Origin of the sequence: Pseudomonas sp. 06C 126 (assembly GCF_001855215.1) — a bacterium.
Lineage (GTDB): Bacteria > Pseudomonadota > Gammaproteobacteria > Pseudomonadales > Pseudomonadaceae > Aquipseudomonas > Aquipseudomonas proteolytica.
In genome coordinates this window covers 1-20,639 of record NZ_MIFU01000106.1, presented here as the reverse complement: position 1 = coordinate 20,639, position 20,639 = coordinate 1, and the positions used below count along the sequence as shown (strand labels likewise).

Genomic DNA, 20,639 nt, shown 5'->3' with positions numbered 1-20,639 from the left:
TTTGTACGGCTACTTTTCAACGATGGCGGTAATGCCCAGGCCGCCGGCGGCACAGATGGAAATCAGCCCGCGCCCGCCACCACGCTGGTGGATGGCCTTGGCCAGCGCCGCCAGTTGACGACCACCGGTGGCGGCGAATGGATGGCCGCAGCCCAGGGAGCCGCCGTTGACGTTCATCTTGTCGCGGTCGATGGGGCCCAGCGGCGCATCCAGTCCCAGGCGCTCACGGCAGTAATCAGGGTCTTCCCAGGCCTTGAGGGTGCACAGCACCTGGGCGGCGAAGGCTTCGTGAATCTCGAAGAAATCAAAGTCGGCAAAGCTCAGGCCCTCACGCGCCAGCATGCGGGGCACCGCATAGGCTGGCGCCATCAGCAGGCCTTCGCTGCCGTCAACGAAATTCACCGCGGCGGTCTCACCGGTACGCAGGTACGCCAACACCGGTAGGCCGCGGGCGGCGGCCCATTCCTCACTGGCCAGCAGCACCACCGAGGCGCCATCGGTCAGGGGGGTGGAGTTACCGGCCGTGAGGGTGCCGTTCTGCCGGTCGTAGGCCGGGGCCAGGCTGGCGAGCTTCTCCAGGCTGGCATCGGCGCGCAGGTTGTTGTCGCGGGCCAGGCCGCGATAGGGGCTGATCAGGTCGTCGAAAAAGCCGTTTTTATAGGCCGCGTCGAGGCGCTGGTGACTGCTGAGGGTCAGTTCGTCCTGGGCCAGGCGCTTGATCTGCCAGCGCTTGGCCATTTCTTCGCAGTGCTCGCCCATGGACAAGCCAGTACGCGGCTCGCCATTGCGCGGCAGCAGCGGCTTGAAAAACATCGACGGGCGCACCTGCAACAGGCTGCGCAATTTGTTGCCCGTGCCCTTGGCGCGGTTGGCCGCCAGCAGCGTACGGCGCAGGGATTCGTTGATGCCGATAGGCGCGTCGGAGGTCGTGTCGGCGCCCCCGGCAATTCCCACTTCAATCTGGCCGAGGGCGATTTTATTGGCCACCAGCAACGCCGCTTCCAGGCCGGTGCCGCAGGCTTGTTGCAGGTCGTAGGCCGGGGTCTCGGCAGACAGGGTGGTGGACAACAGCGACTCGCGGGCCAGGTTGAAATCCCGCGAGTGCTTGATCACCGCACCGGCGGCGAACTCGCCCAGGCGCAGGCCGTGGAGGTTGTAGCGGTCCACCAGGCCTTGCAGCGCGGCCACCAGCAAATCCTGGTTGCTGTCGTGGGCGTATACCGTGTTGGAGCGGGCAAACGGAATGCGGTTGCCGCCGACAATCGCCACCCGGCGCGTCGGGGCGGGGCTGAAGCTGTAGTCACTCATGGACGACTCTCATCAAAACGTGGATGCCAGATAAACAGGCCGCGCATATGGGGTTTGTCGCCGGCCGGGTTGCGCACCTCGAATGCACGGTGGGGGCCGTCTGCCGGGGCATTCCACAGGGCGACCTGGCCGGGCAGGAAGATCGGCAGTTTGAACTCGCAGTGGGCCTCGGCCACGTCCAGCCCGCCTGGAGGTTGTTGCGCGGCCAGGGCGCGGCCCAAGGTCCACATGCCATGGGCGATGGCCCGGCGAAAGCCGAACAGGCGCGCACCGATCAGCGAGGTGTGGATCGGGTTGAAATCCCCCGACACCTTGGCAAAACGTCGCCCCAGATCCGCCGGCAGCACCCAGCGTTGAGTGCGCCGCAAGGCTTCTTCGGGCAAGGCCAGGCTGTCGCCCCAAGGCTCGCCCACCGGATTGGCCACATCCCGGCGCAGGTACAGGCTGTCGCTTTGCCACACCAACTCGCCAGCGCTGTAGGCATGGGTGGCGATACTCAATGCCTGGCCCTTGGCATGGGCCACCCAGCGCTCGGCAAACACCTCCAGGCGCAGGGCCTGGCCTTCCTGCAGGCGCCGATGCTGACGAATGCGATTGGCCAGATGCACCATGCCACTGGCCGGGTACGGAAAGCTCGGGCGCGTCAGCAGCATCAAGTGCAAGGGGAACGCCAGCACATGGGGATAGGACAGCGGCACGCCTTGCTCACGCCGAAAGCCACAGGCCCGGCCATAGGCGGCCATCTCATTGGCGCACAATGGCACCGCCGAGCGCACCAGGCGCTCCTTGGGCAAGCTCGGCACGCCTTCAAGCGTAGGCTTGCGCAGCGCCAGCAGGCCGTCGAGCAGCAGGCGATTGCGCGACGGTGGCGGGTCGATAATCTGCGTCACGTAGTCCATGTTCAGGCTCCCAACAGGCTTTGGCCGCACACCCGCACCACTTGGCCGTTGACCCCGCCCGAGGCCGGGTGCGCCAGCCAGGCGATGGTTTCGGCGACGTCGATGGGTTGCCCGCCCTGGGACAGGGAGTTCATGCGCCGCCCCGCTTCGCGAATCATCAGCGGGATTTTCGCGGTCATCTGGGTCTCGATAAAACCCGGTGCCACGGCATTGACCGTGACCTGCCGCGCCGCCGCCACCGGTGCCAGGCCCTGCACCAGGCCAATCACCCCGGCCTTGGACGTGGCGTAGTTGCTTTGCCCCAGGTTGCCAGCGATCCCGGAGATCGACGACACACAGACAATCCGCCCACCGGCATTGAGCCCCTGCCCTTGCAGCAAGGCGTCACTCAAGTGCAACGGTGCCTGGAGGTTGACCGCCAGCACACTGCGCCAGGCCGCTTCGGTCATCTTGGCGATGGTCTTGTCGCGGGTGATCCCGGCGTTGTGCACCACCACATCAAATGCGCCGTGCTCGGCGACATAGGCCTGCAACTGCTGCACCGCATCGGCGGCGGTGATATCCAGCGCCCAGGCGTGGCCGTCGACACTGCTGGCCGCCTGCTCCAGGGATGACAACGCTTGCGGCACATCCACGCAGACCACCTGCGCGCCATCACGGGCCAGGACCTGGGCGATGGCCAGGCCGATGCCGCGGGAGGCCCCGGTGACCAGGGCGCGGCGGCCGCTCAAGGGTTTGTCCCAGTTGATGGCAGGCGCGGTATCCACCGCTTGTTCCAGGCGCACCACCTGCCCCGAGACGTAGGCCGAACGCCGCGACAGGAAGAACCGCAGGCTGCTTTCCAAGGCCTGCTCGGCCCCCGGCGCGACATAGATCAACTGCACGGTGATCGCCCGGCGCAGTTCCTTGGCCAGGGACCGCACCAAACCCTCCAGGGCGCGCTGGGCGATCGCCTGGGGCAAGTCCTGGCAGTGTTCGGGCGCGGTGCCCAGCACCACCACCCGTGCGTGTTGCCCCAGGCGCCGGGCGTTGGCGTGGAAGAACTCGTAGAGTTCGTCCAGTTGCTTGAGGTCGACCACGGCGCTGGCGTCGAACACCGCGCCCTGGACTTTGACCGTGGACGGCGCCTTGAGCGTAGCGGCCTGGGCCGGCACGGTGTCGGTGGCCTTGAAGATACGCCGCACTTCCTCCGCCAGGCGCCCTGCCCCGGCGATGATCACCGGGTTGGCCAAGCCCTGTTGGCCGCTGCGGTGGCGCTGCAGGGGCAAGGGCTGTGGCAGCCCAATGGTCTGGGCCAGGCGACGGCCCCAGGGGGAATTAACAAAAGAGAGATAGCTGTCGCTCATAAATCGATCCGTTTTCCTGACCTGCAAACCCAATCTCCTGTGGGAGCAGGCTTGCCTGCGATGGCGGTGTGTCAGATTGCATCTTTGGCACAGACACACCGCTATCGCAGGCAAGCCAGCTCCTACAGGGCGCGTGTTGGTGTTTAGTTCACCGGGGCGTTTTCACGCTTTCTGGTGCTGGGCTTGGCTGCTTGTTCCAAGGTTTGCTGGCGCTTTTGCAATGCCTCCAGCAAGCCAAAGTCCTGCGGGAAGTCATCCACCTGGATGCCGTGGTCGGCGTACTCCACATAGCGCGCCAGCAAGGCGTCTTCATCGGCGCTGATCAGGTCCAGGGCGCGGGCCTTGATGCGCCAGGCGGTGAAGGCCGTGGTGCTGATCGGCATCGGTTCGAGGGTGCCTTGCTTGACCGCCGCCTTGAGCCGCCCTTCGATCAACTCCACCTGGGGCAACAGGCGGAACGCCAATTCGCCGTAGGCCAGCTTGTCGATTTCCGGACGTGGGATGTAGGAATTGGCCAGCAAGCGGTCGCGGCTTTCGCCGGGGGTCTGCACCAGTTCGGCCACCTGGGCCAGCAAGCGATCTGATGGTTTGCGCTGGGGAATGCCAAACGGGAAGCTCAAGCCACGAATCACTGCCGCAGCCGGCTTGGAGGGGTAATTGTCGAGCACCTCGGCCAGGGCCTCATGGGCCCGCAACAGTGCGTCCTGGGCCGACCAATGCACCAGCGGCAGATCGGCCTGGGGCCGGCCATCATCCTCAAAGCGCTTGAGCACGCAGGACAGGATGTAGAGCTGGGACAGAATATCGCCCAGGCGCCCGGTGATGCTTTCTTTGCGCTTGAGCGCACCACCCAGCACGCCCATGGAGATATCGGAAATCAACGCCAGCACCACCGACAGCCGATTGGCCTGGCGATAGTAAGGCGCCAGCGCCGGGTCGGTCTTGGCCGGCACGGCAATCAGGCGCCCGCCTGTCAGGGAATGCACTGCCGCCCGTACGGTATTGGCCAGCACAAAGCTCAGGTGACCGAACATGGCGCTGTCGAACGCCAGCAACGCCTGGCGATGATCGGTGTTGCGCGCCGCTTCCATCTCACGGAACACGTAAGGATGGCACCGGATCAGGCCCTGGCCATAGATGATCAGGCAGCGGGTCATGATGTTTGCCCCTTCCACGGTGATCGCGATAGGGCTTTGCTGATAGGCACGGGCCAGGAAGTTGTTGGGCCCCATGCAGATGCCCTTGCCGGCGACGATGTCCATGCCATCGTTGACGATGATTCGCGCACGCTCGGTGACGTGGTATTTGGCAATCGCCGAAATCACCGAAGGTTTCTCGCCAGCATCCAACGACGCCACCGATACCTTGCGCACTGCATCGCAGGCATACAAGTGCCCGGCCATGCGCGCCAATGGTGCCTGCACCCCTTCGAACTTGCCGATCGGCAGGCCGAACTGCTTGCGCATCGCCGCATAGGCCGTGGTGCCGCGTACCGCCACCTTGCCCAGGCCGACGTTGGCCGATGGCAGGGAAATCGCCCGCCCGGCCGCCAGGCATTCCATCAACATGCGCCAGCCGTTGCCCACTTGCTCGCGGCCGCCGATCACCCACTCCAGGGGGATAAACACGTCTTTGCCGGTGGTCGGGCCGTTCTGGAACACCGCATTGAGGGGCCAATGGCGGCGGCCACTGTTCACCCCGGGATGGGACGTAGGGATCAACGCGCAGGTGATACCCAGCGAGCCGGGCTGGCCCAGCAGCCCGTCCGGGTCTTCGGCGCGAAAGGCCAGGCCCAGCACCGTGGCGATGGGCCCGAGGGTGATATAGCGCTTGTCCCAGGTCACGCTGAAACCCAGCACTTCCTGGCCTTCATGCATGCCCTTGCAGACGATGCCCAGGTCTGGAATGGCCCCGGCGTCGGAGCCGGCATAGGGGCTGGTCAAGGCAAAGCACGGAATGTCTTCGCCACGGGCCAGGCGCGGCAGGTAGTAATTGCGCTGGGCATCGGTGCCGTAATGCAGCAGCAGCTCGGCAGGGCCCAGGGAGTTGGGAACCATCACCGAAATCGCCGCTGCCGAGCAACGGGTCGACAGCTTCATCACCACCTGCGAATGGGCATAGTGGGAGAAGCCCTTGCCGCCATATTGCTTGGGAATAATCATGCCGAGGAAACCGGCGTCCTTGGTGTACTGCCAGCCTTCGGGCGACAGGTCCTGCCAGACCTGGGTGGTTTCCCAGTCGTTGGCCATGTCGCAGAGGGTTTCCACTTCGTTGTCGAGGAACGCCTGCTCTTCGGCGCTCAAGCGTGCCGGCGCGGCTTGCAGCAGGCGCTGCCAGTTGGGTTTGCCGCTGAACAGCTCGGCGTCCCACCACACGGTGCCGGACTCGATAGCCGCGCGCTCAGTGTCGGACATGGCCGGCATGATCGTGCGAAACAGGCCCAAGGCCTTGCTGGTCAACAGCGTCCGGCGCAGGGGCTTGATGCTCAGCAGCAGCGCCGGCAACACCACCAACAGCGCCGCAACGCTCAGGCCAAACCCTGCGACCCCATTGAACAGATAGCCACCGGCCAACCAGACCAGGCCAGCCCCCAGCCACAAAGTGGCTGCCGCTTGTCGATACGCCAGGGCAGTCGCCGCAGCGAGTCCCGCCAGTAACCAGATAACCATGGAGATACCTCTACTTATTCAGGGCAACTTATTCAGGGCACGGCATGCAGGTCAGCAAGCCGGTATGGCCTGCGACTGATCACCACACTACAAACTTGAAAAGCTAAATTCAAATTTTGTTTTGAAATTTTTATTTAATCGGTTCGCGAAAAAATTCATGGCCGAACGCGTCAGCCGAAATGCCAGAAGGAGGAAGAACTCACAATGGGTCGCGTGGGCGACCCATTGGTGCACCCTGAGGTAAACCCCACAGAAAGATGCGCTGACTGTGGGTTTACCTCGGTACTACGCAGACACGTTAAAAGGCGTACGTGGCCGACAGGCTGACCACTTCACCCTTGGCCTCGGATTTGCCATCCAGCGAACCTGCGCCAAGCCGATCAACGTTCTTGGTCTTGAGCTTGACGGTTTCCACAAACTGGCGGGAATACGCGCCGTCGATGCTCAGGCCAGGAATGGCGCGGATGTTGTAGCCAAAGCCCAGGGAGGCGAAGGTGCGATCACCATCCGGGATGCGTGGGTCACGGGTGGAGTTGCGGGTTGGGGTCTGGTCAAAGGCCACACCGGCGCGCACGGTAAAATCATCCGTGAGCTTGTAGTCGCCACCGAAGGAATACATCCAGGTGTTCTTGTACTTGTACGGGATCGACACAATGGTGCTGCCATTGGACTTCAAGGTCAGCGCCTCGAAGGACGACCATTGGGTCCAGGTCACGCTGGCGCCCAGGGTCAGGCGGTCAGAGAAGTCGTGTACCCAGTCCAGGGACGCGTTGGCAGGAATGTCCAGTTGCGTGGAGGCATTGGCACCGCCTGGATACAGTTTCAGCCCGGGGTAAGCCAGTTCGACCAGGGTTTTACCGTCGACCACCGGAATGGTCATCAGTCCCTCCGAGGTCGGGTCAGCGTACATGTTGTACTTGCCCTCCAGCTTGTTCTTGATCTTGGCGTGGTAGTTCAAGCCCAGGGTGTCTTGCGCCGTAGGCTTCCAGGTCATCCCTGCAAACCAGCCCAGGGAATTATTGTCGACCTTCACGCGCATCAAGGCGAAACCCTGGCCGGCCGGAAACGGAATCATCCCAAAGTCCGGCGACTGGGCAGCGGCGGCATACAGGTCGACGTTCTGGCTCACAAAACCTTTGGTGTGCTGAAGAATCGCACCACCGCCGATGGAAAACTCATCATTAACCTTGAACGACAGCGAGCCGGTCAGGCCAACGGTTTCAATTCGGGTGTCCACTGCAAAGTCGCGGCCTTTCCAATCCTGGTCGTACGTGGTACGGGCGCCCATGGGCACCACCTGGCTCAGACCAAAGGCGAAACGGTCATTGATTGGAATCACCATAAAGCCCGTAGGCACCCACGCCTCGAAGCCGGCCTGGCCACCGTTACCGGTACGATCGTTGTAAGTGGGGTTGTAGTTTTCGTCGAAGGTAGTTTCGGACATTGGACGGCCAGAATAGTCGTAGGCCGACCCTTTGTACTTGATGTCGATATTGGCGAAGTTGAGGGTGAACTGCGAAATGGTTTTGTCAATGAAGGCCATTGCAGCAGGGTTGTTGTAGGCCGCTGACGGATCGTTCTTGAACATCGAACCACCACCAAACGCCCGGCCCCAACCCGCCGTGTTCGAGGTCGGAGTCATGAAACCGCCCGCCTGAACCGGACCGGCCACAGCCATTAGCCCCCCCAACAATGCCAGGCCAAGTAACGCCTGAGCCTGCTGTTTCTTGTTATTCATGCTCCACTCCTTATTATTTTTATCTACCAGAGTCGGCCTTACCGATCCGGGTTGCCTCAACAGGTGCCTCACTAGAGGCACCTGTCTTTCAGGGGTGATCAGCCCTTTGCACTAATAAGTGCGATGGTTTAAGGAGCCAGGGTCAGAGTCGGTGCTTTAACTTTCAAAGACTGCACGGAGCAGTTGCCGGAGAGCGGCTGATTGGCGGCGGTCAGCATCTGCGTTGCCTGGTCCCAGGCGACGTTGATAGTGCCTGCGCCGCAGTTAGACGGTGGGAACACAACAGTCCAACCTACTCGCTCAACAATGCCTGTGCCCGCACCAGTACTTGGCGTAAAACTGGTAGCCGTCAACTTCCACCCCGGAGATGGGATATTTTTCAAGGTAGGCAATGCGCACAGCCCACCCCCGGTCAGACTTGCTGCAGTAATAGTCGCGACGCCTGCGGTAACAGTACCGCCGAACGTAATGCCACAAGTGATTGGAGCCCCACCGGAAGACGGCGACGTGACAACAATGGTGCCTGGGTCAGTGGTAAACGCGCCATTTGGGGTAATCGACGCCGCACTGGCCATCGAAGCCGCGCCAAAGCACAGAGCAAACGAACTTACACAAACGAGGGTTTTGAAACTTTTCATTATTTTTCCTCACATGTATGGCGAGTCATTTCGCCGGGGTAATGGCCATGATCGAGAGGTCACGGAGAAACAGCAGAACTTCCCTTTCCAGCCAAATTTCAATGCAATTACCGCTACAACTTCGGGTGATTACTCGACGACTTTGAAAGTCGGCGGCATCTTGATCGACACGCTCTTGATCTTGCAGTCTTCGCCAATCGGCACATTGGCCGCCTCCAACTTGCCGGTGGCGTTATCCCAGGTGCCTTCGGCGGTGGATGGGCCGCACTTGCCGCCCAGGCCAAAGGCGTGCACGTCGACGCTGATCTTCGACATAGAGCCGCTGGTGGTGTCTTTGGCCACCAGGATCCACGGCAAGTTGATGGCTTCGACGCGGCTGCACTTGAGGCCTCCGTCGAATTCGACCTTGTCGACATTGACTTGCGAACCATCGGCCGCGACCTTGCCGGCCACTTTGATGGTGCAATCGGCGCTGATCAGCGCGCCCTTGGAAAAGCTGATGGGGCCCTGGGCAGTGAAGGCGCTGCCGGCGGGTTCAATGCGTGCCGCCTGGGCCTGGTGATAGGCGATAAGGCCCAGTGCAGCGAGCACGATATGCGTAGTGAACTTGGCAGTTTTTTGCATGGTGTACGTCCTTCCCTTGATTTTATTTTTGTTAGGGTCAAACAACTTTCTTGCAACTAAGCAGCACTCGAAACCGGTAAACCGTGGGCGATGAAAACCTGCGCGATACACAGATCCCGAGTGCGCCCTACAACGGTTGATTCACATTAGAAGGTGCTGGTCTTGCCGTACTTCTCCAGTATCTTCAAACGTTTGGATGGCTGGATATTGGCCAGGGTGACATCCCCCGAATAGTGCCGCAGTACCCGATGATCCATGCGCCGGCGCCACAAGTAAGGGATGTAGGCCCAGACAATCATGCTGGCGTAGCCGTAGGGCAGTTGCGGCGATTCATCAAAGTGGCGCAGCGACTGATAACTGCGGGTCGGGTTGGCGTGGTGATCGGAGTGGCGCTGCAACTGGAACAGAAAGATATTGGTGACAATACGGTTACTGTTCCAGGAGTGGCGCGGCGAACACCGCTCATAACGACCATTGGGCAACTTCTGGCGTTTAAGGCCGTAGTGTTCGACATAGTTCACTACTTCCAGCAACGAGAAGCCGTAGATGCCTTGGATCACCAAAAAGGGAATCACGGCCACACCCAGCCAGGCGATCATTGCGCCCCACAACACCACGCTGTACATCCAGGCGCTGAGCACGCCGTTCTTCCAGTGCCAGGCCGGCAGGCCGAGCTTGCGCAGGCGTTCACGTTCCAGGTTCCAAGCCGAGCGCGCGCTGAACCACACCGAGCGCGGCAGGAACGCCCAGAAGCTCTCCCCCAGCCGGGAGCTGGCCGGGTCTTCCGGGGTGGCGACGCGTACGTGATGGCCACGGTTGTGTTCGGTATAGAAGTGCCCGTAGAAGGTTGGCGCCAGGGTGATCTTGGCCAGCACGATCTCCAGCAGGCGCGGCTTGTGTCCCAGTTCATGGGCAGTGTTGATCGCGATGCCGGTGGCGGCGCCGGTGGACATGGCCATGCCCAGGTAGGTGAACCAACTGACGTCACCGTGCAGTTGCACCCGGGCAGTCAGGAAGCTGGCGGTTTGCGCCATCCAGCTCGATGGGTCCATGGACGCCGTGAGTTGCAGCAGCCCACCGTTGATCATCCAGTCGATGCCGCTGACAGCCAGCCAACCGGTAATCACCAGGGAGGAGATAACAAGCAACACGCCGGTGTAGACGATCCAGCGGTAGTACTTCTGCGATTCAAGGCCGCTGACCGCAGATTCCGGCGGGTTGCTGACGTCTTCGCCGAGCAGGCCGTCAATCAGCGGGATCAGGCCGAAAATCACCAGCACACCCACCCACCACAGTTCTTGTACACCGGTGGTGATGGCCAGCGCGCCGGACAATAGCGGGGTTGCCAAAGGCATGATGCCGAGCCACCACAGGTGGCGCTTACCGTCGGTCCAGACGTGCGGGGCAGCCAGGGTCTGATTCATGGCAGCCTCCGGGCGCACTGCGCGGCAGGGAGGGAGAGCGAAGCAAAAGAGGCAGACAACAGATTCAGGCGGCACTGAAAGCCACTTGAAATCAACCATGCGATAAAAGGCGTTTTTTTCATTATTTTATTCGCTCTTAGGCATTTCAAAAATCATTTCAAAATAAATATTGAAATATTTTTTTAAATAAATAGCGCGGAACCGTTAGGTCGTCAACTACTTTTTCGAAGCCTTTTCTACGTGACCGGGCAGTCTCTTTTTCATCCATTCGGTCAGGTGTCTAGGGCAAGCGTTACCGACTCTCGACCACGCCGTGGGGTGCACGATTATTTGCTCGCCAGTGCAAATGGCGGGTGCAGGACGGTGGCGCTTTCTACCGGCTTGCTGCGCTTGGCCACCTGCTCCACCAGGGCCGCCACGCGCTCGGTGGCGGTGATTGGCAGCATGTGGCCGCGGCCTTCGATCACCTGCATTTTGAGCCCCGGCACCTTGTCTGCCAGGGCCTGGCCGTGTTTGCGAAAGTCCAGCACCTTGTCCCGCGAACCATAGATCAGGCCGATGGGCAGGCGCAGTTGGGGGTAGCGCTTGACCATATCCGGCAGGTAATCATTGACCAGGCCGATTTCGGTGGAGGCGGCATAGAAGTTGTCAGGGCGCATCCCCAGCATCCCGCCGCCACGGGTGGCGAAGTCGGCCGGTGCCGGGTCGGGGGCGAACACTGCCTTGACCACTGCGCCGCTGGTGAGCATGCCGATGGGCACCGTCAACGTGCGCGACACCCAGCGCCGCAGCCAGGCCGGGCGCACGGCCAGAGAGAGAAACACCAGGGGGATCATGCGTTGGGGGTGGGTCAATGGCGCCACCAGCACCAGCCCGGACACCGCGTGGGGATGGTCCAGGGCCAATGCCAGGGAAATCGCCCCGCCCAATGAATGCCCCAGCACCAGGGGCTGGCCCAGGTCCAGGGTCTGGATAAAGGTCGCCACTTGCCGGGCCTGGCTTTGCAGGTCGGCACCGGTGCCTTTAAGCCGGGTGGAATAGCCTGAGCCGGGGCGGTCCAGGGTGATCACCCGAAAGTGCTCGCGCAATTGGGCAGACAAGGCATAAGTCAGGTTGCGACTGCTGCCCATCAGGCCGTGGATCATCACCAGCGGCGGCCCCTTGCCCTCCTCTACATAATGAAAGCGCTCGCCATCGACCTCCAGAAAGCGCCCGTTACTTGGAACAGCCACTTCGATACGGCGCGTCATCCAGGCACTCAAGCCCCACAACGCCGCACTCGCAGCTATAAACACACCCGCAGCGACAACCCATTCGACAGCCATAGCTCGGTCCTCGGCTTCCCTGCTGCTGGCGATCCGACCGGTATTGGTCAAGACCTCAGCCATCGTCCACACCCTGGACTTCAACTGCGTGCGCAAAGGCTCGTCCGTCGGACAAATCGCACATAAAAGACAAGGTTCTAGCGTAGGCGATATTTTCAGGTAGATTATTTAAAATCTTTTTTAAAATAATAAATTCAATTTTTCTTTGCAATGGTGTTCTATCTAAAAGCCAAAAACAAAAAAGGAGCACATCCGATGTCAAAACCCGTAAGGCGCCCACAGCCCACGAGGGACACCCTATGAATGCCTCTACCCAGCCGGGCGGCCCGGCAGATTGTGTGGATATCGCGATCATTGGCTCAGGCTTTGCCGGCCTGTGCATGGCGATCAAACTCAAGCAAGCCGGGCTCGTCGACTTCTTCATTGCCGAACAGGCCGATTCCCTGGGCGGCACCTGGCGCGACAACCACTACCCGGGTTGCGCCTGCGATGTGCAATCCCATGTCTACTCGTTTTCGTTTGCGCCCAACCCCGACTGGACCCGCCAGTTCGCCCCCCAGGCGGAAATCCGCGCCTACCTGGAACACTGTGCACAGCGCTTCGAGCTGGCGCCGTACCTGCGTTTTGGCATGGGCCTTACACGGGCGGTGTTCGATGAGCAACTGCAACGCTGGCAATTGCAGTTCAGCAATGGCCGCCACGTCAGTGCGCGGGTGCTGGTGTCGGGGATGGGCGGTCTGTCGCGCCCGGCGCTGCCGGATATCGCGGGCCTGGACAGCTTCAAGGGCAAGCGCTTTCACTCCCAGCAGTGGGACCACGACTATTCGTTGAAGGGCAAGCGCGTGGCGGTTATTGGCACGGGCGCCAGCGCCATCCAGTTCGTGCCGCAGATCGCCCCGCAGGTGGCGCACCTGGACCTGTTCCAGCGCACCCCGCCGTGGATCATGCCCAAGCCCGACCGCCCCATTTCACGGGTCGAACGCTGGGCTTTCAAACACTTGCCGTTTACCCAACGCCTGGTGCGCGGGGCCTTTTACTGGGCCCTGGAAGGTCGGGTGGTTGGGTTTGCGCTGCACCCGAGGCTGATGAAAATGGTGCAGAAAATCGCCCTGCGCCATCTGCACAAACAAGTGGCGCGCCCTTCCCTGCGCAAGATCCTGCGGCCGGACTACACCATTGGCTGCAAGCGCGTGCTGATTTCCAATGACTACTACCCGGCGCTGTCGCGCAGCAATGTCGCGGTGGTCACCGACAACGTGCTGCGGATCGAAGCCGACGGGGTCGTCACCGCCGATGGCATCAAGCACCCGGCTGACTGCCTGATCTTCGGCACCGGGTTCCAGGCCAGCGATCCCCTGCCCCGCGACTGCATCATCGGGCGCGATGGTATCGACCTGATGGACACCTGGCACGATGGCGCCCATGCGTACAAGGGCACTACCGTGCCGGGTTATCCGAACCTGTTCCTGATCGTCGGGCCCAACACCGGGCTGGGCCACAACTCGATGATTCTGATGATCGAGGCGCAAGTCACCTACATCCTCGATGCCCTGCAACAGATGCGTCGCCAGCAAATTGCCACGGTGGACGTCAAGCCGGCGGTGGAACGCGCCTACAACCTGAAAATCCAGGAAAAGCTCCAGGGCACCATCTGGAACACCGGTGGCTGCCGCAGTTGGTACCTCGACCCGCGCACCGGCAAAAACACCACGCTGTGGCCCGGTTCGACCTGGCGCTTCAAGCAGGTCACCCGCCAGTTCGCCCTGGGCGACTATCAAGTCACGCCACTGGTGACTGGCACTGCGCAGCGCCCCCTCGCGCAACCCCATGCCACCGCAGAAGGAAGCCTGTCATGAAGTCATTCAATGGTCGCGTGGCGGCCATCACCGGTGCCGCGTCCGGCATGGGCCGCGCCTTGGCCCTGGCCCTGGCGCGCGAGGGGTGCCACTTGGCCCTGGCAGACAAAAACCAGGCCGGCCTGCAGCAAACCGTGGAGCTGATCCAGCGCAGCAGCCTGGCGCCGATCCGCGTGACCGCGCGGGAGGTGGATGTTGCCGACCGCCAGGCCATGGAGGATTGGGCCGCCAGTTGTGCGGCCGAGCACGGCCAGGTCAATTTGATTTTCAACAATGCCGGGGTGGCCCTGTCGAGTACCGTGGAAGGTGTGGACTACGCCGACCTTGAGTGGATCGTCGGCATCAACTTCTGGGGTGTGGTCTACGGCACCAAGGCGTTCCTGCCGTACCTCAAGGCCAGCGGCGACGGGCATGTGGTCAACACGTCCAGCGTCTTCGGCCTGTTCGCCCAGCCCGGCATGAGCGGCTACAACGCCACCAAGTTCGCGGTGCGCGGCTTCACCGAATCGTTGCGCCAGGAGTTGGATCTGCAACGCAGCGGCGTCTCGGCCACCTGTGTGCATCCTGGCGGTATCCGTACCGATATCTGCCGCAGCAGCCGGATCGACGCGAACATGACCGGGTTCTTGATCCATAGCGAACAACAGGCCCGCGCCGACTTCGAGAAGCTGTTTATCACCGACGCCGACCAGGCCGCCAAGGTGATCCTGCAAGGCGTGCGCAAAAACAAGCGCCGCGTGCTGATCGGCCGCGACGCCTACGCCCTGGACTTGCTTGCACGCTGGTTGCCGGCGGCTTATCAGGCGTTGGTGGTGTTCGCCAGCCGACGCATGGCACCGAAAAAGCGCAAGGCACCGCTGCCCAACCCCATCACAGAACAGGAGTCGCCATAATGTTGCCCATTCGCCGCGACCTGCATTTTGCCCTGCCCGCCGAACGCATCAAGGATTGGCACGAGCAAGGCCCTTTCATCACGCATTTCTTCAATGCCCTGTCGCTGCTGTTTCCCCAGGGCGAACTGTTCTTCATGGACAGCGTGCGCCACTATCGCCAGCGCATCGACGACCCGGCGTTAAAGAAGGAAATCCAGGGGTTTATCGGCCAGGAAGCCATGCACAGCCGTGAGCACGTGGCCTACAACGAGCTGCTGCAAGCCGCGGGGTTGCCCGCCCACCTGCTTGACCGGCGGTTGAAATTCATCCTCGACCTGCAAAAGAAGCACTTGCCGCCGTCCTTCAACCTGGCAGTGACCATCGCCCTGGAGCATTACACGGCGATGCTCGCGGAAATCCTCCTCAGCGACCCCACGCGCTTTGGGGATTCGCTCAAGGGCTACCAGCAGATGTGGTATTGGCACGCCCTTGAGGAAACGGAACACAAGGCCGTGGCCTTTGATGTGTGGAACCGCGTGATCAAGCCGGGGCCCAAGCGTTACCTGCTGCGCACCGGGACCATGCTGTTCACCACGGTGTTTTTCTGGTTGGTGGTGTTTGATTTCCACCTGCGCCTACTGATCGCCGACCGCCGCGCGGGTGGCCATCTGAAAGGGTTCTGGCGGATGTTGAAATTTCTCTACGGCGCCAGGGGCGTATTCCCGCGCATGGCGCGGCCTTGGCTGCATTACTTCAAGCCGGGGTTTCATCCCTGGGATCACGACAACCGCGCGCGGCTGGAAGGGATCGATAAGCTGGTCGAAGAGATAGAGCGCACCAACAGCGCCTATACCTGACCTGTGGTGAAAGAGCTTTTGTGGCGAGGGGGCTCGTCCCCCGCTGGGCTGCGCAGCAGCCCTGAACCCAGGCGCGGCGGTCTGCCTGAAAAAAAGCGGCGGTCTTATTGGGGCTGCTGCGCAGCCCAGCGGGGGACAAGCCCCCTCGCCACAGAAGGCACCAAACAAGCCTCTTCGGTCAGCAGGCGTGCGGTCAGACCGTGCGAGAAAACTGCCCCTTCTGCTGCCCGCCCAAGTACGCATCAAATGCCATCGCTACACTGCGCACCATCAATTGCCCCTGGGGCAGCAACTGCACGCCGTCATCCTGGATATGCAGCAAGCCATCCGCCACTTGCTCATCCAACCGCGACAACGCCTGGGCGAAGTATTCGGTAAAGCGGATCGCATGCCCGGCCTCGACCCCGGCAAAGTCAATGCGCCCATGGCACATCAGGCCGTTGATCACGTCGCGGCGCAGCACGTCATCGGCGTTCAGGCGGTAGCCGCGCTGCACCGGCAACAACCCGGCGTCGATACGTGCGTAGTACTGGGACAACTCCTTGACGCTCTGGCTGTAGCTGTCACCCACCTTGCCGATGGCCGAGACGCCCAGCCCGATCAGGTCGCAATCGGCATGGGTCGAATAGCCCTGAAAATTGCGCTGCAAGGTGCCATTGGCCCGGGCCAGGGCCAGTTCATCGTCGGGCAAGGCAAAGTGATCCATGCCGATATACACATACCCCGCCTCGGTCAGCCGGCGGATGGTCAATTCCAGCAGCTCCAGCTTGCGCTCGGGGGGTGGCATGTCTTCGGGGCGGATCATGCGCTGGGCGCGGATTTGTGTCGGCAGGTGCGCATAGCTGTACGCCGCCACGCGGTCCGGACGCAGGGCAATCAGCTTGCCCAGGGTCACGTCGAAACTGGCCACGGTCTGCAACGGCAGGCCGTAGATCAGATCCACACTGATCGACTTGAACTGCGCCTCACGCGCTGCCGAGACCAGTTGCACGATCTGCTCTTCGCTCTGCACGCGATTGACCGCTGCCTGCACATCGGTATCAAAGTCCTGCACGCCAAAACTCAGGCGATTGAAACCCAGCCCGCGCAGGTTGTGGATCCGTTCGACGCTGATGGTGCGCGGGTCCACCTCAATGGAAAACTCATGGCGGTCACTGGTATCGAGGCTGAAGCCCTGGGCCAGGCAGTCCATCAAGTCGGCCAGTTGCCCATCGTCAAGATAGGTCGGCGTACCGCCCCCCAAATGCAACTGGGTCAGCGGTCGCGCGCGGTCGAACAACGCCGCCTGCATCTGGATTTCGCGCTTGAGGTAGCTCAGGTACTCCACGGCGCGGTGGGTCTTGCGCGTGATGATCTTGTGGCAGCCGCAGTAGTAGCAAAGGCTCTGGCAAAACGGGATGTGGATGTACACCGACAACGCCTTGGGCGTCAGCGCGTGGTTGCTGGCCGCGACTGCCTGCTGGTAATCGTCCAGGGCGAAGGCTGCGTGAAACTGCGGCGCCGTCGGGTACGAGGTGTAGCGTGGCCCCGGGCGGTCGTATTTCTGCACCAGGGCCCGGTTGAACTCAAACGCTTTCATGGTCGATGGTCTCATCGTTGGAGCAAGGGGGGACGGCGCTGCCTGCCCGGTCAAACAGCGCACAGAGGGCTTCGACCCGGTGCCGGCCTGCCGGCAGTACACAGAGGAAACGCTCGGACAGATCAATCAGGCCGTCTTGGTGCAAATGCTCCAGCAGCGGCCAGATCGCCGAGAAATAGCGGGAAAAAATCACCCCATAGCGGCGCTCCAGGGCCAGGATATCCAACTCCAGGTCACAGGCCAGGCGCTCCATGACGTGCTGGCGGATCTGGTCGCCGGCCTCGCAGCGCCAGCCGCGGGCGGTGGGCAACAGGTCGCTGCCCAACTGCTGGCAATAGAGCGCCAGGTCGTCGGTGTTTTGCGCATACAGGGTGTCGAGCTGGCTGATGGCGCCCAGGCCAAAACCGATATGGTCGCAGTAGCCGTGACGGGTAAAACCCTGGCAATTGCGGCTCAGGTGCCCGCGCTCCTGGGCCAGCGCCAGGTCGTCGTCGGGGCGCACGAACTGGCCCAGGCCGATGTAGTGATAACCGGCATCTTCCAGGCGCTGGAAAGCGATGCGGCGCATGCCACATTTGTCGGCATTCGACGACAGCGCACGCCGTGGCTGCTGCTGGTAGCGCCGTGGAGCCCGGGCATAATCGAAGACTTGCAGGCGGTCCGGCTCAAGGGCGATCAGGCTGGCCAGCTTGGTTTCAAAGCTTTCGCAGGTCTGCCAGGCGTGGCCATAGCCCAGGTCCACATTCACCGAACGAAAGCCGAAGGTACGCGCTGCGTCGATCAGCGACTGGATCGGCGCCGGGTCTTGATATCCGGCCACTGACGGCGTGGCTTCGGCACTGGCATCCGGCACGCCGATATTAATGTGGTTGAACCCCAGGTCGCGCAACAGGCCCATGGTTGCCCAGTCTGTGTGCAGCGGGTCGAGGTCGAGGCTATAGTCGCCCTGGTCGTGATCAAGAAAGTGCAGGCGACTGCGCAGGTGCGCCATCACGCGTTGCAGGTCGGCAATGGCCGGGGTGGCGCCGCCCAGATGGAATTGGTCCACCGGTTGCCTACCGCCCACGTGGCAACCGACCAGGTGAATCTCCTGTTCCAGCGCGCCGAGGTAGGTATCCGCCACCAGGCCTGCCGGCCACTGCAGGTTCAGCGCCAGGGGCCGTTGCCGCTGGCGGCTGCTGCGCAAGGCGCGCAGTAAATCAAGGGAGCCGATGCCCGTATGAAATTTACCGATGTCGACCTGGCCCTGGTCCAGCACGCTTTGGTCACGGCGCAGGCGCCACTCGCGGGCGGGATGAATGACAGTGAGCATGACGGCCTCCGGGTCTGGCTACGGTGGGTCATTGTGCGGTGCGACCGGACAGCGCACCTTGATATGCATCAAGCGCCGACGTTTACCAGGTGATGTAGAACATGCTCTTGGCCAACAACACAATGGCGACCATATGGCAAAACAGGCTCAGATGGACGAAGCGCAGATAAGCCGCGCTGACCCGCCCACGGCCCATCAACCACACGGTCAGCAAAAAATGCATCAGCACGCTGGCGGCAAGGATCAGCTTGAGGGTCAGCAACGCGCCGAACGCCGAACTCGACGGCGTCGCCAGCACCGGCAGATAGCGCAACCAGACCATGCCGATGCCGGCGCCAAACAGCACCAGTAGCACCCACGGCATCAAGGCCCTGGCACGGCGGCCGATGCCCTGCTCCACCAGCAGCATGACGCGGGCCGGCAGTTGCTTGTGCACACTGGCGAGGATCAATACTTCAAAGAACACCGTACCGATGAATATCAGCGCGGCGAATAGATGAGCCAGCAGGAATAGGAGATAGAGCATCAGAACCTCACGGTGCTTGTACCGTGACTGTGCCCACCGTGGGCGCGCGCTGCCTTGATGCGGGTCAAGGGCCCTGATAATCGTTGAAACATTTGCCCAAAGCCTTGTGCGGCGGGCCTTGGGCCGTGTCTGCGACAGTGTGCCACAGACTCAATCAACGCCCTGGCTGATAAGGTGGCGACCGCCCCTGTGGCAGAACGTCGCAGATTATCCAGCGCGATCAAGGTCGGTAGACTACCCAGCCTTCCTGTTCACCGCTTTTCAAAGCCTGACTGACCTGTTATGCGCAGCCGTCAGGCGCTTCACGGGACGCCCATTTCATGAGTACGTTATTCACCCGCCGCAAGGTCCTCACCGGTATGGGCCTACTGGGCCTGGGTCTGCTGAGCGGCTGCGACACCGGCCCCAAGCTGAACTTCAAGTACGGCAAGGACTTGAGCGACAAGATCATGGGCCGCACGTTCAAGCTCAAGAACACGGCCGGTGAAACCGTCACCCTGAGTTCCTTCCGCGGCTTGATGCCGGTGGTGTTCTTCGGTTTCACCCAATGCCCGGCGGTGTGCCCCACGACCCTGGCACGCATGGCCCAGGCCAAGAAGCTGATGGGGCGCGACGGCGAAATCATGCAGGTGATCTTTATCACCCTGGACCCGGAGCGCGACACCCCTCAGGTGCTCGACGCCTACGTCAAGGCCTTCGACCCCAGCTTCGAAGCGCTCTATGGCACCCCGGAAGAAGTCGCCGTGGCCGCCAAGGAGTTCGGGATTTTTTATGAAAAAATCCCCGCCGGTGATACCTACACCCTGTCCCACACCGCCACCAGTTTTGTGTTCGACACCCGCGGCAACCTGCGCCTGGGCCTGTCGGCATCCCTTAACGCCAAAGAGTGCGCAGAAGACCTGCTCACCGTCATGGAGGTCTGCTAATGACTGCTGTCCATACCCTCAAGCGCATCGCCCTCGGTCTTTCCCTGCTGGGCCTCGCTGCCCACGCCAGCGCCGAGGTCCAAGTCAGCGACGCCTGGTCCCGCGCCACCGTAGCCGGGCAGCATTCGAGCGGTGCGTTCATGACCCTCACCGCCGACAGCGACAGCAAGCTGCTCAGCGTCAAGTCACCGGTGGCCAAGGATGTGCAGATTCATGAGATGAGCATGAAGGACGACGTCATGCGCATGGGCCCGGTGGACTCCGTGGCACTGCCCGCCGGCCAGGCGGTGAAGCTCGATCCCGAGGGTTATCACGTAATGCTGATGGGCCTGACGGGACAGATCAAGGAAGGCGACCAGGTGCCGCTGACCCTGACCGTGGAAGATGCCAAGGGCCAGAAGCAGGACATCCAGATCCAGGCCCCGGCCCGCAGCCTGGGCAATGCTGACGGCCATCACATGAACCATTGAACCTGCTTCCACAAGGGGGGGGGTTGCTGACCACAGAGTATTGGCCGCCCCCCATCAACTGTGGGAGCTGGCTTGCCTGCGATAGCCATAGGTATTTACACAACTTTCAGAAACTGACGAACTCCCCCGTGGCGAGCGGGCTTGCCCCGCGCTGGGCTGCGAAGCAGCCCAAAAACCAGCCGCTGCGGTGTATCTGGTACAACGCATTCGGCTTATTGGGGCTGCTTCGCAGCCCAGCGCGGGGCAAGCCCGCTCGCCACAACTGCGCTA

Annotated in this window: 17 protein-coding genes; 5 read left to right on the top strand and 12 right to left on the bottom strand. The window is 61.8% G+C overall.

Annotation, left to right across the window (positions count from 1 at the left end; genetic code table 11):
* Nucleotides 1–9 precede the first annotated feature (9 nt).
* From BHC62_RS20605 to BHC62_RS20570, 9 genes are all read right to left on the bottom strand, one after another.
* On the bottom strand, nucleotides 10–1,308 hold the full coding sequence (locus BHC62_RS20605; RefSeq protein ID WP_070995966.1) for an acetyl-CoA C-acetyltransferase: 1,299 nt from the start codon (nucleotides 1,306–1,308) through the stop codon (nucleotides 10–12).
* Nucleotides 1,305–2,207 carry a MaoC/PaaZ C-terminal domain-containing protein gene (locus BHC62_RS20600; RefSeq protein WP_029292860.1) on the bottom strand — a complete coding sequence of 301 codons (903 nt, stop codon included), beginning with the start codon at nucleotides 2,205–2,207 and terminating at the stop codon, nucleotides 1,305–1,307. Before BHC62_RS20600 ends, BHC62_RS20605 begins: the two co-directional genes overlap by 4 nt.
* Before the next feature lie 2 nt (nucleotides 2,208–2,209).
* The gene (locus BHC62_RS20595) at nucleotides 2,210–3,553 is read right to left on the bottom strand and encodes a 3-oxoacyl-ACP reductase (protein WP_070995965.1); all 1,344 of its coding nucleotides are present in this window, start codon (nucleotides 3,551–3,553) and stop codon (nucleotides 2,210–2,212) included.
* Nucleotides 3,554–3,696: 143 nt separating this feature from the next.
* Nucleotides 3,697–6,222: an acyl-CoA dehydrogenase gene (locus BHC62_RS20590; protein ID WP_070995964.1), complete on the bottom strand. Its 2,526-nt coding sequence runs from the start codon at nucleotides 6,220–6,222 to the stop codon at nucleotides 3,697–3,699.
* 298 nt (nucleotides 6,223–6,520) lie between these two features.
* Nucleotides 6,521–7,960, bottom strand: coding sequence for an outer membrane protein transport protein (locus BHC62_RS20585; protein WP_029292870.1), 1,440 nt, complete (start codon nucleotides 7,958–7,960; stop codon nucleotides 6,521–6,523).
* A gap of 128 nt (nucleotides 7,961–8,088) precedes the next feature.
* Nucleotides 8,089–8,598 carry an alkane oxidation protein activator PraB gene (gene praB / locus BHC62_RS27515; RefSeq protein WP_071610051.1) on the bottom strand — a complete coding sequence of 170 codons (510 nt, stop codon included), beginning with the start codon at nucleotides 8,596–8,598 and terminating at the stop codon, nucleotides 8,089–8,091.
* Nucleotides 8,599–8,727: 129 nt separating this feature from the next.
* The gene (gene praA, locus BHC62_RS20580; protein ID WP_070995963.1) at nucleotides 8,728–9,222 is read right to left on the bottom strand and encodes an alkane oxidation protein activator PraA; all 495 of its coding nucleotides are present in this window, start codon (nucleotides 9,220–9,222) and stop codon (nucleotides 8,728–8,730) included.
* Between the two features lie 146 nt (nucleotides 9,223–9,368).
* On the bottom strand, nucleotides 9,369–10,646 hold the full coding sequence (locus BHC62_RS20575) for an alkane 1-monooxygenase (protein WP_070995962.1): 1,278 nt from the start codon (nucleotides 10,644–10,646) through the stop codon (nucleotides 9,369–9,371).
* A gap of 326 nt (nucleotides 10,647–10,972) precedes the next feature.
* Entirely contained in the window at nucleotides 10,973–11,971 is a 999-nt protein-coding gene (locus tag BHC62_RS20570; protein ID WP_070995961.1) for an alpha/beta fold hydrolase, read from the bottom strand.
* A gap of 299 nt (nucleotides 11,972–12,270) precedes the next feature.
* Between BHC62_RS20570 and BHC62_RS20565 the strand changes: the two genes are divergently transcribed.
* Genes BHC62_RS20565 through BHC62_RS20555 form a run of 3 tightly spaced genes read left to right on the top strand, consistent with a single transcriptional unit; the run spans nucleotide 12,271 to nucleotide 15,556 of the window.
* The gene (locus BHC62_RS20565) at nucleotides 12,271–13,827 is read left to right on the top strand and encodes an NAD(P)/FAD-dependent oxidoreductase (RefSeq protein WP_070995960.1); all 1,557 of its coding nucleotides are present in this window, start codon (nucleotides 12,271–12,273) and stop codon (nucleotides 13,825–13,827) included.
* Complete coding sequence (locus BHC62_RS20560) at nucleotides 13,824–14,720, top strand: SDR family oxidoreductase (RefSeq protein ID WP_070995959.1); 897 nt, start codon at nucleotides 13,824–13,826, stop codon at nucleotides 14,718–14,720. Before BHC62_RS20565 ends, BHC62_RS20560 begins: the two co-directional genes overlap by 4 nt.
* Entirely contained in the window at nucleotides 14,720–15,556 is an 837-nt protein-coding gene (locus tag BHC62_RS20555; protein ID WP_029292881.1) for a metal-dependent hydrolase, read from the top strand. The genes BHC62_RS20560 and BHC62_RS20555 overlap by 1 nt, the downstream gene beginning before the upstream one ends.
* A gap of 193 nt (nucleotides 15,557–15,749) precedes the next feature.
* Here BHC62_RS20555 and hemN read toward each other — a convergent pair whose 3' ends face one another.
* From hemN to BHC62_RS20540, 3 genes are all read right to left on the bottom strand, one after another.
* The gene (hemN, locus tag BHC62_RS20550) at nucleotides 15,750–17,135 is read right to left on the bottom strand and encodes an oxygen-independent coproporphyrinogen III oxidase (RefSeq protein WP_070995958.1); all 1,386 of its coding nucleotides are present in this window, start codon (nucleotides 17,133–17,135) and stop codon (nucleotides 15,750–15,752) included.
* Complete coding sequence (locus BHC62_RS20545) at nucleotides 17,122–18,447, bottom strand: coproporphyrinogen III oxidase (RefSeq protein WP_070995957.1); 1,326 nt, start codon at nucleotides 18,445–18,447, stop codon at nucleotides 17,122–17,124. The genes hemN and BHC62_RS20545 overlap by 14 nt, the downstream gene beginning before the upstream one ends.
* 82 nt (nucleotides 18,448–18,529) lie before the next feature.
* Entirely contained in the window at nucleotides 18,530–18,973 is a 444-nt protein-coding gene (locus BHC62_RS20540) for a hypothetical protein (RefSeq protein WP_070995956.1), read from the bottom strand.
* Between the two features lie 320 nt (nucleotides 18,974–19,293).
* Between BHC62_RS20540 and BHC62_RS20535 the strand changes: the two genes are divergently transcribed.
* Together BHC62_RS20535 and BHC62_RS20530 are read left to right on the top strand one after the other, a co-directional pair.
* On the top strand, nucleotides 19,294–19,899 hold the full coding sequence (locus tag BHC62_RS20535; protein WP_029292889.1) for an SCO family protein: 606 nt from the start codon (nucleotides 19,294–19,296) through the stop codon (nucleotides 19,897–19,899).
* Nucleotides 19,899–20,369: a copper chaperone PCu(A)C gene (locus BHC62_RS20530; protein ID WP_070995955.1), complete on the top strand. Its 471-nt coding sequence runs from the start codon at nucleotides 19,899–19,901 to the stop codon at nucleotides 20,367–20,369. Before BHC62_RS20535 ends, BHC62_RS20530 begins: the two co-directional genes overlap by 1 nt.
* Nucleotides 20,370–20,639 lie beyond the last annotated feature (270 nt).

What these genes read in the sequence shown, in the direction of transcription:
- BHC62_RS20565 (WP_070995960.1), top strand. Translation starts at nt 12,271, where the DNA reads ATGAATGCCTCTACCCAGCCGGGCGGCCCGGCAGATTGTGTGGATATC.
- BHC62_RS20545 (WP_070995957.1), bottom strand. Translation starts at nt 18,447, where the DNA reads ATGCTCACTGTCATTCATCCCGCCCGCGAGTGGCGCCTGCGCCGTGAC.
- BHC62_RS20575 (WP_070995962.1), bottom strand. Translation starts at nt 10,646, where the DNA reads ATGAATCAGACCCTGGCTGCCCCGCACGTCTGGACCGACGGTAAGCGC.
- BHC62_RS20530 (WP_070995955.1), top strand. Translation starts at nt 19,899, where the DNA reads ATGACTGCTGTCCATACCCTCAAGCGCATCGCCCTCGGTCTTTCCCTG.
- hemN (WP_070995958.1), bottom strand. Translation starts at nt 17,135, where the DNA reads ATGAAAGCGTTTGAGTTCAACCGGGCCCTGGTGCAGAAATACGACCGC.
- praB (WP_071610051.1), bottom strand. Translation starts at nt 8,598, where the DNA reads ATGAAAAGTTTCAAAACCCTCGTTTGTGTAAGTTCGTTTGCTCTGTGC.
- BHC62_RS20570 (WP_070995961.1), bottom strand. Translation starts at nt 11,971, where the DNA reads ATGGCTGTCGAATGGGTTGTCGCTGCGGGTGTGTTTATAGCTGCGAGT.
- BHC62_RS20605 (WP_070995966.1), bottom strand. Translation starts at nt 1,308, where the DNA reads ATGAGTGACTACAGCTTCAGCCCCGCCCCGACGCGCCGGGTGGCGATT.
- BHC62_RS20540 (WP_070995956.1), bottom strand. Translation starts at nt 18,973, where the DNA reads ATGCTCTATCTCCTATTCCTGCTGGCTCATCTATTCGCCGCGCTGATA.
- BHC62_RS20585 (WP_029292870.1), bottom strand. Translation starts at nt 7,960, where the DNA reads ATGAATAACAAGAAACAGCAGGCTCAGGCGTTACTTGGCCTGGCATTG.
- BHC62_RS20555 (WP_029292881.1), top strand. Translation starts at nt 14,720, where the DNA reads ATGTTGCCCATTCGCCGCGACCTGCATTTTGCCCTGCCCGCCGAACGC.
- BHC62_RS20595 (WP_070995965.1), bottom strand. Translation starts at nt 3,553, where the DNA reads ATGAGCGACAGCTATCTCTCTTTTGTTAATTCCCCCTGGGGCCGTCGC.
- BHC62_RS20560 (WP_070995959.1), top strand. Translation starts at nt 13,824, where the DNA reads ATGAAGTCATTCAATGGTCGCGTGGCGGCCATCACCGGTGCCGCGTCC.
- BHC62_RS20590 (WP_070995964.1), bottom strand. Translation starts at nt 6,222, where the DNA reads ATGGTTATCTGGTTACTGGCGGGACTCGCTGCGGCGACTGCCCTGGCG.
- BHC62_RS20600 (WP_029292860.1), bottom strand. Translation starts at nt 2,207, where the DNA reads ATGGACTACGTGACGCAGATTATCGACCCGCCACCGTCGCGCAATCGC.
- BHC62_RS20535 (WP_029292889.1), top strand. Translation starts at nt 19,294, where the DNA reads ATGAGTACGTTATTCACCCGCCGCAAGGTCCTCACCGGTATGGGCCTA.
- praA (WP_070995963.1), bottom strand. Translation starts at nt 9,222, where the DNA reads ATGCAAAAAACTGCCAAGTTCACTACGCATATCGTGCTCGCTGCACTG.